General features: G+C 34.6%; 18 protein-coding genes. 13 read left to right on the top strand and 5 right to left on the bottom strand.

Annotated features, from left to right (window positions below; genetic code table 11):
- Positions 1-190 precede the first annotated feature (190 nt).
- Positions 191-361: a zinc-ribbon domain-containing protein gene (locus tag PP176A_RS05125; RefSeq protein WP_071139390.1), complete on the top strand. Its 171-nt coding sequence runs from the start codon at positions 191-193 to the stop codon at positions 359-361.
- A 465-nt stretch (positions 362-826) separates the two neighbouring features.
- On the opposite strand, the gene PP176A_RS05120 is transcribed toward PP176A_RS05125, so the two are convergent.
- From PP176A_RS05120 to PP176A_RS05105, 5 genes are all read right to left on the bottom strand, one after another.
- Complete coding sequence (locus PP176A_RS05120; protein WP_159429037.1) at positions 827-1,240, bottom strand: hypothetical protein; 414 nt, start codon at positions 1,238-1,240, stop codon at positions 827-829.
- 157 nt (positions 1,241-1,397) lie between these two features.
- Complete coding sequence (locus PP176A_RS05115; protein ID WP_071139388.1) at positions 1,398-1,625, bottom strand: hypothetical protein; 228 nt, start codon at positions 1,623-1,625, stop codon at positions 1,398-1,400.
- Positions 1,626-1,848: 223 nt separating this feature from the next.
- A complete protein-coding gene (locus tag PP176A_RS16365) occupies positions 1,849-2,481 on the bottom strand; it encodes a helix-turn-helix transcriptional regulator (protein WP_200796035.1) in 633 nt (210 codons plus the stop codon).
- Positions 2,432-4,312 (bottom strand): hypothetical protein, encoded by a 1,881-nt coding sequence (locus PP176A_RS05110; RefSeq protein WP_200796034.1) that lies wholly within the window; start codon positions 4,310-4,312, stop codon positions 2,432-2,434. Before PP176A_RS05110 ends, PP176A_RS16365 begins: the two co-directional genes overlap by 50 nt.
- A 344-nt stretch (positions 4,313-4,656) precedes the next feature.
- Positions 4,657-5,100, bottom strand: coding sequence for a hypothetical protein (locus PP176A_RS05105; RefSeq protein ID WP_071139387.1), 444 nt, complete (start codon positions 5,098-5,100; stop codon positions 4,657-4,659).
- 225 nt (positions 5,101-5,325) lie between these two features.
- On the opposite strand from PP176A_RS05105, the gene PP176A_RS05100 reads away from it, so the two are divergent.
- The 12 genes from PP176A_RS05100 to PP176A_RS05045 form a co-directional block, all read left to right on the top strand.
- Positions 5,326-6,147 (top strand): divergent polysaccharide deacetylase family protein, encoded by an 822-nt coding sequence (locus PP176A_RS05100; RefSeq protein WP_071139386.1) that lies wholly within the window; start codon positions 5,326-5,328, stop codon positions 6,145-6,147.
- 335 nt (positions 6,148-6,482) lie between these two features.
- Positions 6,483-8,063: a DEAD/DEAH box helicase gene (locus tag PP176A_RS05095; RefSeq protein ID WP_200796031.1), complete on the top strand. Its 1,581-nt coding sequence runs from the start codon at positions 6,483-6,485 to the stop codon at positions 8,061-8,063.
- Positions 8,064-8,320: 257 nt separating this feature from the next.
- A complete protein-coding gene (locus PP176A_RS05090) occupies positions 8,321-9,334 on the top strand; it encodes an ABC transporter substrate-binding protein (protein ID WP_071139384.1) in 1,014 nt (337 codons plus the stop codon).
- Positions 9,309-10,067, top strand: coding sequence for an ABC transporter permease (locus PP176A_RS05085; protein WP_071139383.1), 759 nt, complete (start codon positions 9,309-9,311; stop codon positions 10,065-10,067). The genes PP176A_RS05090 and PP176A_RS05085 overlap by 26 nt, the downstream gene beginning before the upstream one ends.
- A 4-nt stretch (positions 10,068-10,071) precedes the next feature.
- Positions 10,072-10,782, top strand: coding sequence for an ABC transporter ATP-binding protein (locus tag PP176A_RS05080; protein ID WP_071139382.1), 711 nt, complete (start codon positions 10,072-10,074; stop codon positions 10,780-10,782).
- A gap of 113 nt (positions 10,783-10,895) precedes the next feature.
- The gene (locus tag PP176A_RS05075; RefSeq protein WP_071139381.1) at positions 10,896-11,855 is read left to right on the top strand and encodes a metal ABC transporter substrate-binding protein; all 960 of its coding nucleotides are present in this window, start codon (positions 10,896-10,898) and stop codon (positions 11,853-11,855) included.
- A gap of 16 nt (positions 11,856-11,871) precedes the next feature.
- Positions 11,872-12,624: a metal ABC transporter ATP-binding protein gene (locus PP176A_RS05070; protein WP_071139460.1), complete on the top strand. Its 753-nt coding sequence runs from the start codon at positions 11,872-11,874 to the stop codon at positions 12,622-12,624.
- Between the two features lie 4 nt (positions 12,625-12,628).
- Positions 12,629-13,462: a metal ABC transporter permease gene (locus tag PP176A_RS05065; RefSeq protein ID WP_234958826.1), complete on the top strand. Its 834-nt coding sequence runs from the start codon at positions 12,629-12,631 to the stop codon at positions 13,460-13,462.
- Positions 13,463-13,571: 109 nt separating this feature from the next.
- A complete protein-coding gene (locus PP176A_RS05060) occupies positions 13,572-14,030 on the top strand; it encodes a Fur family transcriptional regulator (protein WP_159429036.1) in 459 nt (152 codons plus the stop codon).
- A complete protein-coding gene (locus PP176A_RS05055) occupies positions 14,014-14,973 on the top strand; it encodes a CobW family GTP-binding protein (protein WP_071139379.1) in 960 nt (319 codons plus the stop codon). The genes PP176A_RS05060 and PP176A_RS05055 overlap by 17 nt, the downstream gene beginning before the upstream one ends.
- Positions 14,974-14,991: 18 nt before the next feature.
- A complete protein-coding gene (locus PP176A_RS05050; protein ID WP_071139378.1) occupies positions 14,992-16,608 on the top strand; it encodes a permease in 1,617 nt (538 codons plus the stop codon).
- 15 nt (positions 16,609-16,623) lie between these two features.
- Positions 16,624-17,130: DUF1980 domain-containing protein (locus PP176A_RS05045; protein ID WP_143037641.1), on the top strand; the 507-nt coding region annotated here is incomplete at its 3' end.

Raw genomic sequence — 17,130 nt, 5'->3', positions numbered from 1 at the left:
GTATATTGTATATTGAGAAAAAGATATAAAAAATTTATATTCTATATATTGTATATGAATAATAAAAATGATATGATTAAAGTGTTATTATATATAAGATTAAAACCATTACACATCATTCCTCATATTAGGAATTTGTTTGTAGATTAGGTTTTAAATCTTAAATCCAGGTAAAAGGAGGAATGGTGAAATGGCAGATAAAACTTTAGTATGTAAAGATTGTGGAAAAGAATTTATATTTACAGAAGGAGAGCAAACATTTTATAAGGAAAAAGGTTTTGAGAATGAACCCCAAAGATGTCCCGAATGTAGAAGAAAAAGAAAACAACAAAGAAATAATGGCAGAGGATTCGGAAGATAGGTTACCATCTTATTAGCAACCTATTGATATCAAGGAGTAGAACTTTAAGCAAAAAAGGATACTGATTTTGGCAGTCCTCCAGTAAAGATGTTTACGAGAATCAAAATTATTTTGCATTACAGTAAAATGATTATGAAAGAATTGTAAATAATCTTTACTGGAGGATTTGCTTTTTATGAGTAAGATTGATGATTTGTTGTAGCGTCTGGCAAAGGAGCGTCCACAGGTCAAAACCTGTGGACGTTCTGCACTGTGTGTCTATATTACTTTGTTTTCTTAGTATATATACTAGTCGGCGTTGTTCAGCACATAGGCCCATGTCGTGTCAGGCTCAATGATTAGCTTGATATACCGGTACAGTATGAACTGACTTCGACAGGCAGAAGGCATACCGACAGAATTTTGCTGTTTTTTGGCACAAGATCCCAACCCTTTATATGTGGCTTGACTTTCTTAACAGAGATACTATTTCTTTTTCCAATAACCTTCGCCTCCACCTCCTGCTATGCCAATACTTGCACCAACGGCTAAAATACTGCCTATAATAGGTCCGTTTGGACGCCACCAAAACATTTGTATTTCGCCAGCGGTAAATCCTGCCGTTGATAGTTCAAAAGACATTTTTTCATTTTGTTGTGGAGCGATGAACCCATCTCCCCAAACACTAATTCCTGCCCCGGTTGAGCTGCCTGCACCTCCGCCCCAGAAATCAGATGAAAATTCCCATTCATTATTATCTCCAAATGTGACTGTGGCAGTAACATGTCCTCGACATACAATAAAGTTGACTGAGACTGATCCAAAGTAAGTAACATCTCCTCTAAGATTCTCCTGCATTTTTTTAAGTGATAAATTCATATTTTCTTGCTCTTTTTGCATAAACTCCTGAATGGCTTCTGGTTTTCTGCCAAGTAAAGAACGCTGTTGCTGGACTCGATATTTTAAATAATTGTCTCATTGATAAGCTCAATTCTTCCATCGTTATTTTCTTTCATGATTCAAATCCTCCTTTTATTTTGGGATATTTTTTCCCGAATTAGTTATTATTTCTCGCCACCTTAGAGTGAAAATTTATCAAGCAAATGTCATTTTGAACGGCGGCATATGCAGCCATTATACAGTTGTATTCTGAATCTGCTTTTTCCCTTTCTTTACCTATTTTTTTGTTCCCGTAAGCATCTCCCAGGTTGTTGTGTACTATACCATTTATTACTAATGCGATAATGGTAGAAGAGAACAAATTCAAATCCGAAAATAACAGCATTTTAACAGGCAACATGGCAATGAAAAAGAGTAATTGTGCGGTTTAGGCTAATATCAAGTGTATTGCCAGCAACAGGGATATAATTTTGCTTGCCGTTAGTTTTTTACAATAAAAACCTCCTTTCTATTGTTTTTCTGTGCCTTGCTTTGTTTGGGCATAAAAATTCACCCTACAGTTTTATTGTAGGGTGCGGAATAAATTTTTTATATTGGCCGGTGGCCATTTATTTTTTTGTTTTCCTGCCCTTGAGCATCTCGCGGGAAGATACGCCTTTTTTGGAAAGAATACTACTGACCGCCGCTTTTACCGTGGAAAGGGATACCCTCAACCTTTCGGCAATCATTGGATTTGTCAGTCCTTCCCGCAATAACAAGAGAACCTCCTGCTCGCGGGGAGATAGAGGGGATGATTTTCGACCTAATTCGATCAATCCGTCCTCCAAAGTCCGGGCCAGAACTGTGATTTTTTTTCGCATCTCGTCATTGCAGCCGGCATAGGGTAACAATTTTCTGATTCCTCCGTAATTTTCTGCAAAGGGCAGATAGACACCGTCGGGAAGAGCCGTAGCCAATGCATCGCTTAAGCGAGCAAGAGCCTGATGACGTTTTTCAAGCGCATCGAGGGCTTGCGCCATATACAGATTTATGTAGATCTGCGGCAGCAAATTGGGGAAGATGGATGATAGTTCCATCCCAAATTCACTCACGCCCAGCAGTTTTTGATACTCCCCGCGTTCCAGCAGGATACGACCATAAATTATGTGGGCAAAAGGCTGAGTCATGATGACCAGACGCTTGTCGTTAATATCACCTTCTGAAATCCAAAAGGGAAGCTTGTCTTTCCGTCCCAGTAGCAAGGCCAGATAGCCTCGAGCCAGGTCCAGCGTATAGTGGCATAAATCCTCTGTGTTTTGGCGGGAACGTTCCTCCAACGACAACATGGCGTTTTGCAACATAACTTCGTCCCCCCCGTAGGATGGCAATGCGAGCCAATAGGAACAGGCCACATTGGTAAATGCTATTTTGGCGCTTGCTGTCAGCGGTGAACATGGCCTTGTGGCATAATATTTCCGCTTCATCCGGATTGCCCTGCATCAAATGTGCTTCCGCCCGCATGATGATTTCAGCACCGCTGCCGTGTCCACCGGTCAGGGTGTAGTAAATCGGCATGCACTCGTCCATCTGTGTAAGTTCTTCGCTAAGTTTGCCGCTTTCCCGGTAAAGCATATACAACACCGACGGTGAACCGAAAGTCCATGTGCTTTTGATGTTAATCAAAGTGGCGGAGCCGTTCAGAAGCTCCAGCGCTTTGCGGTGCCGCTTGTTCATAGCGTCGATACGGTTGTATTCAAGGAAGGATAGCAGAAGCTCCATTTCACCGGCCAACGCGTCCTTTTGAGTTTGAGGAAGGTCACTTTGAACGATAACCTGCTGGATTTCCTCTTTGAAAGCAAGGAGCCTTTGGTTTTCATGCAGTAAGAACAAAGTAAAGGCCAGCGGTACCATGGCAGCCGGATATTTCCGTTTCATTTCAAAAGGAGTATGTTCCATGATGTCCAGAATCATGGGCTTTGTGTTTTCATCCGCCACATCTGCAATCTCATAGCTGGTCAGTGGCAGGGAGAGCAGGTGTTCCCATGCGCCGGAGAGATAGTAGAAGCGGATGGTGTTCACCCGATCGCCGGCTTGCTCCGCCAGATATCCCCCAGCAAGATAGATTGCTTTTTGCTTTGCTTCCGGCAGCAGCGTGAATTGTTCCGAAAGGAAGCTCTGAAACAAAGGATGCAGATAAAACCGGCGAGCTTCTCTGTCAAAGTGGATGAACACTCGCTTTTCCCGCAAGAACCGCTCTGTTTGGACTGCACTCATGCCAGACATGACTGTGGCCTGTACTAGAGAGAAGCATGGAAAAATGGATATGGCCAGCAGGAGCTTCCGCTCCTGTTTCGGCAGTTGGTTCCATAGTGCTTTATGGATTAGGTTTCGCATACCGCCTTCCTCAAACCGTCCGCTTTCGATAAAGGATAGCAGTTGCAGGTACAGCGCCATGATCCAACCCTCTGTGACTTTCTCCACTTCCTCAAGCTGCATGCCGGTGAGGGAAATGCCAGCTTCACGGTAGTAGGCGTCGATGTCCCTGCGGGAAAAGGTAAGGACGGATTCCTGCAACAGGAGGAAACGGTTGTTTGGAAGAAGGACATTTTGCGCTTCTTCCGGTAGAGGCTGTGAGGCGACGACCACGTGCAAACCTTTGCCGCCATGGACTGAGAGCGCTGCCAGGAATTCGCCGTGGTTTGGCAATTTCCATGTAGCGAAGTCGTCCAGTACAAGATAGGTTTCTTCCGGGCAGTTTAGCTCTCGGAAAATTCCATGAAGTTCTGGTATAGTATCTTCATCTGGCGGTCCTGTCGCTGTCAGCCGTTCTGCGGTGCCCGGGTCAAACGTGTTTACCAGCCCGCAGAAAGCTTTCCATGAAGTGTTAGGGTGTTCTGCAGGAAATGTGTACCAGAGGACTTGCGCAGCGTCCGATACCTGGGCATCAAAAAAATGACGTAGAGCCGTGGTTTTTCCAAAGCCGGAGGGAGCCTCCACAAGCGTCAGCGGGTAATGCCTGACGGAGTCCAGCTTTTCCATGAGCTTTTTAGGGAAAAACAGCGTTTCCGGTTTAATCCGTTTGGTTCGTGCCATACTCCTCCTCCTTCTTCCAGATTCCTTGACGCGGTGCACAATGATAAATCGCTATCCGTACGGTAAGGCCTCATTTGGCCGTCACCTTTTTATGCTTATATACTCCATCATAGTTTCATCTAAAATGGATAATCTTTTTATTTATTATATTTCTTGTAAGAAAAATATTCAAGCGAAAAAAAATAAAGATTTGATAAAATCGAACCGGCAGGAGAGACTTTTAACTTTATGGGCGGAGCTTAGGACAAGAGAAAAGCCGCAGGATACAACAAACGTACCCTACGGCAAATCTTAAAAACATAATACATCCTTATGGAAAGTAACCTTAAATGAAGTGTCCTTTTTTATTTTGAACAAGCTATGTCGTCAACATTTAAGAGATCGATGCTGCGTTCAATGGTGTTACCGTCCTCATCAGGTAGAGAAACAGACATGAGAAGCTCGGTATAGCCACTTTTTATTTCAATGGAATAAGTCTGTCCGCCAACCCAAGACTTGTTTTCATTTTCCTCACTGAACAGATGAACGCTCATACCGAAGCCGTCTTCCTCCAATCTGCCGGCAACAAGGATATTCCACTGTGTAGTGTCGGGATAATTTGCCGGAACAGTAAAGGTAATCTTATTATCTTTATAAGTAATGCTCTGAATCAGTTGGCCAACAGCTTCTTTAGCGGTAAGAGGCTGTTTTTTACACCCTGCTGTAATGGCAATGATAAAAATAGCGATAAGTAAAACAGAAATTAACATTTTAGACTTCTTTGCGATCATGGTAATTTGTTCACTCATTTTTTTGATTCCTCTCATTTATACAATATTATATATTTATTATAATGGGAAAAGTCTTGTAATGTCAACTTTTTCAGGATTTGATAATTACTATTCTTGCCTATTAAATAAATATTAATTGTTTACATTATATATTTGGTTTTCTTATAGTTTGTAAAAATTTTCATATAATCTCAATTATCATTAATATAATTTACTATTGATAATAATAAGGAGGTTATTTTAATGTTATATATTAAAAAGAAGGTCCTATATATAATGGTGATAGCAATTATAATGTCAGTTCTTATTCCAAAATTTATTTTTAAATATAAGGCAGTTTCGACTTATGCAAATAAAAAGTCGTACATAGCCTTAGTAATAGATGACTTGGGAGAACACGGAGACGGAACAGATGAACTTTTAAAGTTGGATATTCCTGTTACTGTAGCAGTAATGCCGTTTTTGGAATGTTCCAAGGAGGATGCGGAACTTTTTCACAATGCCGGATTCGAAGTAATTCTTCATCTTCCAATGGAATCGGAAACCGGAAACAAAAAATGGCTTGGACCTAAACCTATTACTTCTTCTATGACAAACGAAGAGATAAGAAATGTGGTTAATGAAGGTCTTGATGAAATCAAATGGGCAAAAGGAATAAATAACCATATGGGTTCCAAATCTATTAAAGACGAAAGAATCATGGCTGAAGTATTGAAGGTAGCCCAGGAAAATAATTTGTTTTTTTTAGATAGTAAAACAGGAACTATTACCGTTGCAAAAAATATATCGGAGAAATTAAACGTAATGTACTTTGAAAGGGATATATTTTTGGATAATTCAAAATCCGAAAAAGAGATAACAAAGGCAATGGATAAATTAGAAGATATTGCTAAAAGTAAAGGCTATGCTGTTGGCATAGGACATATAGGCGGTCAGGGAGGAAAAGTAACGGTAAATATCATAAATAAAATGTCTAAGGAAATGAAAAATAGAGGGATAGAATTTGTATACTTATCGGAACTCAAAAGAATTGCCGATGGCAGTGAAAAAGTTAATGCAGATTAATACAAGAAAGAGCCATTGATTTTACAGGGAAAACCGTAGGTAGAAAACTTATTAAAATAGATAGGGATGATTTGTCCCTATCTATTTTAATAATATTTTTAGTGGAGGTAGGTTATTTGTTTACCTGTGTTATGTTAGAAAGTGTTTTTTTATTTTTATCAATTATAATATTAATCTGTTTATGTTAAGTCCCGTTTAAAATTATGTTAACTATAAGTTAATTATTTTAGGGGTAAGACGAATTTATAATATTTTTCTTGTGTTACTGAAATAATAAAGTTATACTATACTAAGTGAATAAACAAGGAAGGAAGTTGTAATTATACATGAGGAAAATGAAATTCGAAGATTTAAATTTGTCAGAAGAAATAATAAAGTCAGTATCTGATATGGGATTTGAGGAGGCATCTCTTATTCAATCCCAAGCAATACCATATATTTTAGAGGGGAAAGATGTGATAGGTCAGGCTCAAACGGGAACCGGGAAGACATCAGCTTTTGGAATACCTATTATTGAAATGTACAACGGAAAGAATAAAATACTTCAAGCAATTGTCTTGTGTCCTACAAGAGAGCTTTCCATACAAGTAGCAGAAGAGATTAAAAAACTTGCTAAATATAAAAAAGATTTTTATGTTCTCCCTGTATATGGTGGGCAACCTATAGAAAGACAAATTAAAAGTTTGAAAAAAGGAGTTCAAGTAGTAGTTGGTACACCCGGGAGAGTTATAGACCACTTAAATAGACATACATTGAAAGTTGAAAATATAAAAATGGTGGTTTTAGATGAAGCAGACGAGATGTTCGATATGGGGTTTAGAGATGATATTGAACTTATATTAGGTAAGATGCCGAAAGAGAGGCAAACCGTATTTTTTTCCGCAACTATGTCCAATGAAATAATGAAATTTGCTAAGCAATTTCAGAAAGATCCTAAATTCATAAAGGTAGTGCACAAGGAACTCACTGTTCCTGAAGTTGAACAATATTATTTTGAATTAAAGCAGAATATGAAAACAGAAGTATTATCAAGGCTTATAGATATATATAATCCAAAGCTTTCTTTGGTTTTTTGCAATACAAAAAAAGGTGTAGACGATTTAGTTATGGAACTTCAAGGTAGAGGATATTTTGTAGACGGACTTCACGGGGATTTAAAGCAGACTCAAAGAGACAAGGTTATGGGTAAGTTTAGGAGCGGAAATATTGATATCCTCGTGGCAACAGATGTAGCGGCGAGGGGTATAGATGTAGATGATATAGATATTGTATTTAATTATGATATTCCCCATGATGAAGAATATTATGTTCATAGAATAGGAAGAACAGCAAGGGCCGGAAAATCCGGAAAAGCATTTAGTTTTGCAGTGGGAAGGGATATATACAGGTTAAAAGATATTCAAAAGTATACTAAAACTAAAATTACTCGTCAAGAAATTCCCACTTTAACTGATGTTAAGGAAGTAAGAACAAATATCCTTATAGAAAAAATCAAGAAGATAATGGAGAAGGATGAATTATCCTACTATAAAAAGATAGTTGACTCTCTGTTACAAGATGAATATGATTCCGTAGATATTGCTTCTGCAATACTGAAGCTTTATATAGGGGAAGATAAGCAACAAAAAGATGATGAGATAAATGAAAAGAAATTTAAAGTAGACTCTTCAAAGATGGTAAGGTTATATATAAATGTTGGGAAGAAGAAAAATGTAAGCCCAAGACATATTATCGGAGCAATAACTGAAGAAACGGGTATTTCGGGAAGATTGATAGGTAAAATTGACGTGTACGATAAATTCACCTTTGTCGAAGTACCTGAAGAATTAAAAGATGAAATACTCACCAGATTACAAAAAAAGAAAATAAGAGGAAATAAAATAAATATAGAAGTTGCAAATCCGAGAAGAAAATAAGGAACAAGGGGAAAAGCAGAAAATACCATCTTCAGTGGTTCTGACTTATCCCCTTGTTGTATATATACACATAACTGCGGGATGGAAATAGCACAGAAGAACCGTCCCCTTGTGTTACCCTTGTGTTATGAAAATGAGAATTATTTTCAATAATAACATAAAAAATGATTTATATATAAAAATAGATGGTATAATATTTATGAGTAATTTGTTATAGGGTATTTTATATCAAAAATTTCTAAGAGGTGATTTTGGTAATGAAAAAGAAATTCTTTTTGTTAATTTTAAGTTTAGTTTTAATATTATCAATAGTTTCCGGATGCAGCAATAAAAATGCAGGGGATGAAGTTTCAACAGCCCCTAAAGAAGAGCAGGAGCAGCCTAAAACCCTGAAATTCAGTTTTCCTGATGGTCTTCCGGCTTTAACGGCTGCAAAGCTTGATAAAGAGAATCCAGCTGTAGATAAAAATGTAACTATAAATTATGAGCTTTTGAAAGCTCCCGATGTACTTGTATCAAGTATTTTAAAAGGGGAACCAGATATAGCCATAGTTCCTTCCAACTTAGCGGCTCAGGCTTTTAATAAGGGTATGGCTTATAGATTAGCCGGAACGTCTACATGGGGTTCCTTGTATATGATAAGTACTGAAGAAATAAATTCTTTTGAAGATTTAAAGGGAAAAGAGATATATTCTATTGGAAAAGGCTTAACTCCGGATATAGTTTTAAGATATGTTTTATCTGAAAATGGTATAGATCCGGATAAAGATGTAACTATCACTTACTTAAATGCGGCTACGGAATTAGGACCGGCCTTTCTTAGCGGGAAAACAAATTTAGCGGTTTTGCCGGAACCTTTAGCTACTACAATACTTACAAAGAAAGAGAATGCAAAAGTAATTTTTGATTTAAACAAGGAATGGGCAAACTTAACAGGGATTGATGAAGGATATCCTCAATCAAGTTTAATAATTAAAGAAGATTTAATAAAAGACGATCCGGAATTTGTGAGTAAATTTTTAGAAAAATATAAAGAGAGTTCGGATTGGGCAATGGGAAACTTAGGACAATTGGGAGATTATGCAAAAGAATTGGGAATAAGTGTTGAAAAAAATGCAATAGTTAATGCAAAAGAAAAACTTAATATTAGGTTTACTGAAACAAAAGATTGTAAAGATGCATATGAAAAATATTATGAAGTATTAATGAATTTTGAACCTAAAACTATAGGAGGAAAATTACCTGATGAAGGGTTGTATTTTGAAAGATAGGAAATATTTTATTATTTCGGGATTATCTATTCTGCTTGTTTGGATAATCGCGTCAAAATATGTAAATAATGAAGTGATAATTCCTTCTATTAAAAATACTTTTATTAGTTTAACAGATATAGTGAAAGAGGAATATTTCATCAATACCGTAAAATCTACATTATTAAGAAGCCTTGCAAGCTTCTTAATTTCTTTAATATCGGCAATAATATTGGGTATTTTATCTTATATATTTAAAGCTGTATATTATATAATGAGTCCTGTATTAAAATTTTTAAAATCAGTACCAACTATGGCTATTATTATATTGGCACTTATATGGCTTACCAATGAAGCGGCACCTGTATTTGTAGGATTTATTATGGTATTTCCAATATTGTATGAAAGTGTTCTAAAGGGCATATCAAATATAGATTTTAAAATAGTTGAGATGTCAAAGCTGTATAAGGTGGATACAATTACAATGGTCAGAGAGATATATGTTCCAAGCATTTTTTTTAATATTAATTCTGTATTAACTTCTACATTGGGGCTCAGTTTAAAGATGGTAATAGGAGGAGAAGTATTAGGCCAACCTAAATACGGCATAGGCAGTAGCTTGCAGCTTCAAAAAATGTACCTCAATACGCCGGGAGTGTTTGCGTGGATTATAATTATATTAGTGATTATAAATGTTTTTGATTATGTATTAAGCTTTTTGGGAAAATTAATCGGAAATAATAAATGGAAGTGATAATGTGGGATATGAGGTTAGCAATATACATAAAAGTTATGGAGATTTAAAAGTATTAGATGATGTAAGCATTAAGTTTGAAAAGAATATGACTACATGTATATTAGGTCCGTCCGGTTGTGGCAAAACCACTTTGCTTAATATCATATCCGGCATGCTTCCTGCTGATAAAGGTGAAGTGATTGGATTTGAAAATGAAAATATTGGATTTGTTTTTCAGGAAGATAGGCTTATTCCATGGAAAAGTGTTTATGATAATATAGATTTTGTTATAAGAGGAAAAATTGATAAAAAAAACAGGAGGGAGATTATAAATAAATATTTAAATTTAGTAGGATTGGAATATTATAAAGACTATTATCCGAATAGTTTAAGCGGAGGAATGAAACAAAGAATCAGTATATTAAGGGCTTTCATATATCCTTCGGAGATACTTATAATGGATGAACCTTTTAAATCTTTAGATATCAATACTAAAGAAGTTGTTACAAAATTTTTTTTGAATTTAAAAAAATCGAGAGATAAAACATGTATCATTGTAACTCATGATATTGAAGAAGCAGCAATCCTTGGAGATAATATTACTATATTTACCCAAAAACCTACTAAAGTGCAAAGGATTATAAAAAATCGTCTTTCTTTAGAAGACAGAATAAAAAATAAAGAAGAATTAGATAAATTGAAGAAAACAATAGAAGGGGAGTTTGTATTCTAAAATTTTATTTATAAACTGTATTGCATATTTTTGGCTTCTGATGTATATTATATAAGTAATCTAAATGCAAATGGGACGCATTTGTATTTAAAATTAAGGAGGTCTGATGTGCAATGAAAAAGTTTAATATTAAAATTTTGTGCTTAATAATGGCAATAGTGATGGGTTTGATGTTGTTTTCAGGTTGCGGCAAACAAGATGACAAAGGAAAGACAGGTGAAGTTACACAAAATACAAATGATAATAATGGGAACAAAAAACTTTCGGTCTATGCAAGCTTTTATGCAATGTATGATTTAACAAAGAAAGTAGGAGGAGATAAAATAAATTTGGTGAATTTAGTCCCTTCAGGGGTAGAACCCCATGACTGGGAACCGACTCCTAAAGATATTGCAAACCTTGAAAAAGCGGATCTACTTATTTGCAACGGTGCGGGAATGGAAGGATGGCTGGATAAAATATCCGGATCTTTGGATAATGATAAATTGGTTATTGTTGATACTTCTAAAGATATAAAGCTATTAGAGGGACATGAAGAGGATGAAAATTTAAAGTATGATCCTCATGTATGGCTCAATCCGATGAATGCCAAAAAACAAATGGAAATTATAAAGGATGCACTTGTTAAAGCTGATGAAACGAATAAGGATTATTATGAAAAAAATTATGAAGAATATGTAAAACAATTGGATGAGTTGGACCAAGAATATAAAGACGCTGTGGCTACATTTACGAAGAAAGAGATTATTGTATCTCATCAGGCATTCGGATATTTGTGCGATGCCTACGGATTAAAGCAAACTCCCATTGAGGGGTTGACTGCTGATGCCGAACCTTCACCGGCTAAAATGGCGGAGATAGTAAAATTTGCAAAGGAACATGATGTAAAATATATATTTTTTGAAGAACTGGTAAGCCCTAAAGTCGCTGAAACCATAGCTCAGGAAGTAGGGGCACAGACAGAAGTCCTGAACCCATTGGAAGGTTTGGAAGATGATGATATAAAGGCGGGGAAAGAATATATTTCCGTAATGAAAGAAAATTTGGAGGTACTTAAAAAGGCGTTACAGTGAAAGGAAAATTATGGTAATGGATAATATAATCGAAGTAAACAACTTAAACTTTGGGTATGGGGAGAAGTTTATATTAAAGGACGTAAGTTTTTCGGTAAAAAGAGGAGATTTTTTGGGAATAATCGGAGCTAATGGTTCCGGTAAAAGTACCCTTATGAAATTGATGCTAAAAATATTAGCTCCTTTGAGCGGTAACATAAGGATGTTTGGACAGAATATAGAGGATATAAAGAGCTGGAACAAAATAAGCTATATTTCTCAGAAATTGAATTTCTTCAACAGTAGTTTTCCGACTACTGTTGAAGAAGTTGTTGAAGCTAACCTTTTTTCTCAAATTGGTCTTTTTAAAAGGCCCAAGAAATGCCATAAAGAAATGGTATATCAGATATTGAAGAAAGTAGGCATGGAGGGTTATAGAAAAACCCTTATAGGGAATTTATCCGGCGGAGAACTTCAAAGGGTATTTATTGCAAAAGCATTAATCAACAATCCTGAAATTTTATTTTTGGATGAATCCACTGTAGGCATTGATGCTAAATCTGAAGAAACGGTGTATTCTCTTCTTACTGATTTAAATCAAAATCATGGGTTGACGATAATACTGATCACTCATGATATTTTTCAAATATCACATATTGCAAATAGAATTATCTGTTTAGGGAAAAATGGGTTACTCGAACAGGATTTAAAAAACGGTATGACGGAAGATATTTTAAAGGAAATATACGGACAGAGTTTAATTGATTTTAAAGATAAAAGGTGGGATTGAGTTGATTAGTATTTTTCAATATTCTTTTATGCAAAGAGCTTTTATTGTCGGAATTTTGATTTCAGTAATTACACCTTGTATTGGAGTAATAGTGGTTCTAAAAAGGATGTCCATGATTGGCGATGCTCTTTCTCATTCTTCTTTGGCCGGTGTAACTGCCGGCTTGGCTTTTGGAATTAATCCTATTGCATCGGCTGTAATTTTTTCAATAATGTCGGCTTTTGGAATGGAAAGAATAAGAAAGTCTTTTCCCAGATATTCAGAAATATCAATAGCTGTAATTACATCTATGGGAGTTGGAATTGCCGGTATTTTATCGGGGTTTGTAAAGAATGCCGCCAGCCTTAACAGTTTTCTTTTTGGAAGTATTGTAGCTATTACTGATTTTGAACTTTTTATGGTTATTGGGTTAAGTTTTTTGGTTATTTTTGTTTTTATATTATTATATAAGGAATTATTTTATACGACTTTTGATGAAGAATCTGCAAAATTTTCAGGAGTTCCTGTTAAGTCAATAAATTTTGTATTTACTCTTCTTACTGCCATTACTATTTCTATATCCTCAAGAGCAGTTGGTACATTAGTTATATCTTCCCTTATAGTACTCCCGGTGGCATCTGCTATGCAGATTACTAAAAGCTATAAACAGACTGTAATTCTTTCCATAATTTTTGCTGTTTTTTCTACTATTTCAGGATTATATATATCTTATTATGCAAATTTTAAACCTGGTGGTACAATAGTGTTAATTGGAATTGCAATTTTAATAATTGTTATTTTTTATAAGGACGTTCTAAAATATATCTTTTTAAAAAAACATACAAAATCGAATAATTAGCTATTTTAAAAAAGTAATATATGAGATTGCATATCAATTGACTTTTCAAAGAAGTTATTCTATGATATCATGATATTGTATATTATAGTTATAAAGGATGATGATCGGATTGAAGCAATTTGAAAATAAAGAAATTTTTAGTTATTTTAAGATAAAAAATACTAAACAGAGAAATGTCGTATTGGATATACTGAAAAAGACGGAATATCCTCTTACTTCAAAAGAAATTTTTTTTAGGGCCAAAAATATGGACGATTCTATTAATTTTTCGACTATATATAGAATACTCAATGTTTTTGAATCAAAGGGGATAGTTGTTAAATTAAATATTATGAATAGTGATGAAGCGGTTTTTGAACTGAAAACCGTAGGGCATAAACATTATCTTATATGCTTAAAATGTAAAAAAATGATTCCTATTGAAGGTTGCCCTTTGGGTGACTATGAAAAGTTTATTGAGAATACTACTGATTTTGATATTATGGGTCATCATCTTGAAATATTTGGATACTGTTCTGAATGTAAGGGAGATAAAAAGGGGGATGGAGTTAATGAAGGTAAAAATTGATATTGTTTCTGGTTTTTTAGGAGCCGGAAAAACTACATTAATTAAAAAACTTCTTAAGGAAAAATTAGACAGTGAAAAAATAGCGATTATAGAAAATGAATTTGGAGAAATTGGTATAGACGGAACATTACTTAAAAGAGCCGGATTAGAGATTAAAGAAATAAATTCCGGATGCATTTGTTGTAGCCTTGCCGGAGATTTTGGAGAATCCGTAAGAGAAATAATAGACAAGTTTAGTCCTCAAAGGATAATAGTAGAACCTTCGGGAGTAGCAAAGCTTTCGGAATTGATTAGGGCTTGCAGGGAAAATAACTTGAGGGATTTAGTTGAAGTTAATATGATTGTAACAATAGTGGATGTCTTAAAATTTGATTTGTATTTAAATAATTTTGGTGAATTTTTCGAAGATCAAATAAAAAATGCCAGGGCAATACTTTTGAGCAGAACAGATGTGGTTGATGAGGAGAAAATTAGCTCCGTTATAAGATCCATACGAAATTTAAATTTCAAATACGATATTGTGACTACTCCTTGGGCTCAGCTTACTGGAAAGCAAATTATCGGATTGGGAGAAGGCCATATAGAACATATACATGGAGAAAATTGTAATCATGAAGAAAAACATGGTCATGACCATGACCACGATCATGATCACGACCATGACGCCGATGAAATATTTAAAACATGGAGTATGGAAACTGCTAAAATCTTTGGCAAAATAGAATTAAAAAATATGTTGAAACGGTTAAATGACGCTGATAGTTTTGGTATGATTGTAAGAGGTAAAGGAATACTTCAAAGCGAAAGAGGCAAATGGTTACAATTTGATTATGTTCCTGGGGAAATTCAGATAAGAACTACTTCTGCCAATTATATAGGCAAACTTTCGATAACCGGGAAAAATATTAACGAAAATAAATTATTTGAATTATTTTCTGTTTAAAATAAACAGGTGAGGCCTATGGTTACTTATATAGATATCTTTACCGGATTTTTAGGTTCGGGTAAAACTTCTTTAATTAATGAAGTTTTGAAAAATTCTATGGAACTTAATGAGCGGGTGGCGGTTATACAGAGAGAGACCGGTGAAAAGGAAGTAGATAAAGAGTTCATAAATAATGAGAATGTACTTTTGAAAAAATTTAAAAAAGATGAATCGATAAGAATTAAAGATATAATGGTAATTTTAAATGAATTTTTACCTAATCGAATGATTATCGAAGAAAACGGCATATCTGATTTAAGAGATTTATTAAATGTACTGGACAAATTTCAAGTACGAAAGCATTGTGTCATTAATTCGATTGTTAATGTGATAGATTGCAGAAATTTTGATTCCCTTATGAGTATTGTAGGACAGAATATGATAACGAATATTTTATATAGTGATTTAATAGTATTGAATTATTCCGATAAAATATTGCTGCACAAATTTAAGGATTTAAAGAAAGAGATCAGAGCAATAAATAAGTATGGAAAGATATTAAATATCAGTACTCCTAAAGATTTTACGGAATATGAAGGGATAAAAAATAGTAGGTTTAAACAGAAAAATAAAAAGAAAAATCCGGGAGATAAATTATCAATTATACTCCTGATTTTTGCAATGATATATTTAAGTTTTACTATTATGAGGTTTATAAAATCTGAAGGAGTAGTTTTTGATATCTCCAAACTTCAAATAATCAGTACAATATTTACAAGTATATTAATAGAGGCCTTTCCATTTTTGCTTATTGGAGTGTTCATATCTTCAATTATACAGGTTGTTATCACAAGAGAAATGATAATTAAATATTTTCCTAAAAGTAAGATATTATCTTTTATTGTAGCTTCGCTGGGTGGGTTATTGTTTCCGGTATGTGATTGTGCTATAGTTCCGGTAGCTACCCGTCTTATCAAAAAGGGAGTTCCCATGTATGCTGCAGTAACATTTTTATTGGCGGCTCCCATAGTTAATCCAATAGTTATAGCTTCCACAATTTATGCTTTCCAAGGTCAAAAATTAATAGTTGCTTTAAGAATAGGAATAGGTATAATAGTTGCTATTCTTACAGGAATTATATTTATGATTTTTCCAGAAGATGAAAAAACAATTTTTACCGGTTTCGATAATTACACTTGTAACTGTATATACTGCAGTGGTTATGATGTATCAAAAATCGGGATATGGGATAAAATTGTTATAGTATTCAGACATGCAGGGGAAGAGTTTTTAAATTCAGGAAGATTTTTGGTTATAGGGGCATTGATTGCAAGTATTTCCCAAACTTTTATTCCCCAGGATATATTTTTTAAAAGTACAAATAAGGAAATATTATTCATATTAATTATGATGGCCGCAGGATTTGTTCTGTCTTTATGTTCATCTTCGGATGCTTTTATTGCCAGAAGTTTTGCAAGGCAGATTCCAATTGTTTCTGTATTGGGATTCTTGGTATTAGGGCCTATGGCTGATATAAAAAATATGCTTATGCTTTCGGGAAGTTTTAAGAAGAGATTTATAATAAAGTTATTTTTTATTGTGTTTAATTTGATATTTTCCATTTTGTGTTTTACTAAGGTGGTATTTTTTTAGAAGGAGGGAGTTTCCATGAAGACAATGAGAAAACATAGGATTAATATAGAAATTATATTTAAATTAATAGTTTTTTTGGGGTTTTCTGTATTTTTTATAATTTTAATCAAGACCGGTAATGTGAAAAAATACGTTCATCCCAGAATTATACCTTATATGAAATTTGCTGTAGCCGGATTTATAGCCATTTCATTATTTACAATAGGAGAAATTTTTAGAACAAAGGGCCCCGGTATGAACCTAAAAAAATATATTCTTTTTTTAATTCCGCTTTTTCTGTCATTTGTTATACCTCCTAAAACGGCAGTTTTAAGTTCTTCGGTCATTAAAGGAAACGGAGTGAACGGAATAAATTATGGCTCCGATTATAAGGATAATACAAATAGTAAATCTGATGATACAATTGATATAACTGCTGATGATACAACTACTGACGACGATACAACTACGAACGGTACAAATTCGGATGTTTCTCAAAATAACGGTGATGTATCTGCAGATGAAAATAATATTGCCGGCACC

The organism is Sporanaerobacter sp. PP17-6a (genome assembly GCF_900095615.1).
GTDB classification, from domain to species: Bacteria; Bacillota; Clostridia; order Tissierellales; family Acidilutibacteraceae; genus Acidilutibacter; species Acidilutibacter cellobiosedens.
The sequence above is the reverse complement of the archived record's forward strand: the minus strand, read 5'-3'. Positions and strand labels throughout refer to the sequence as shown.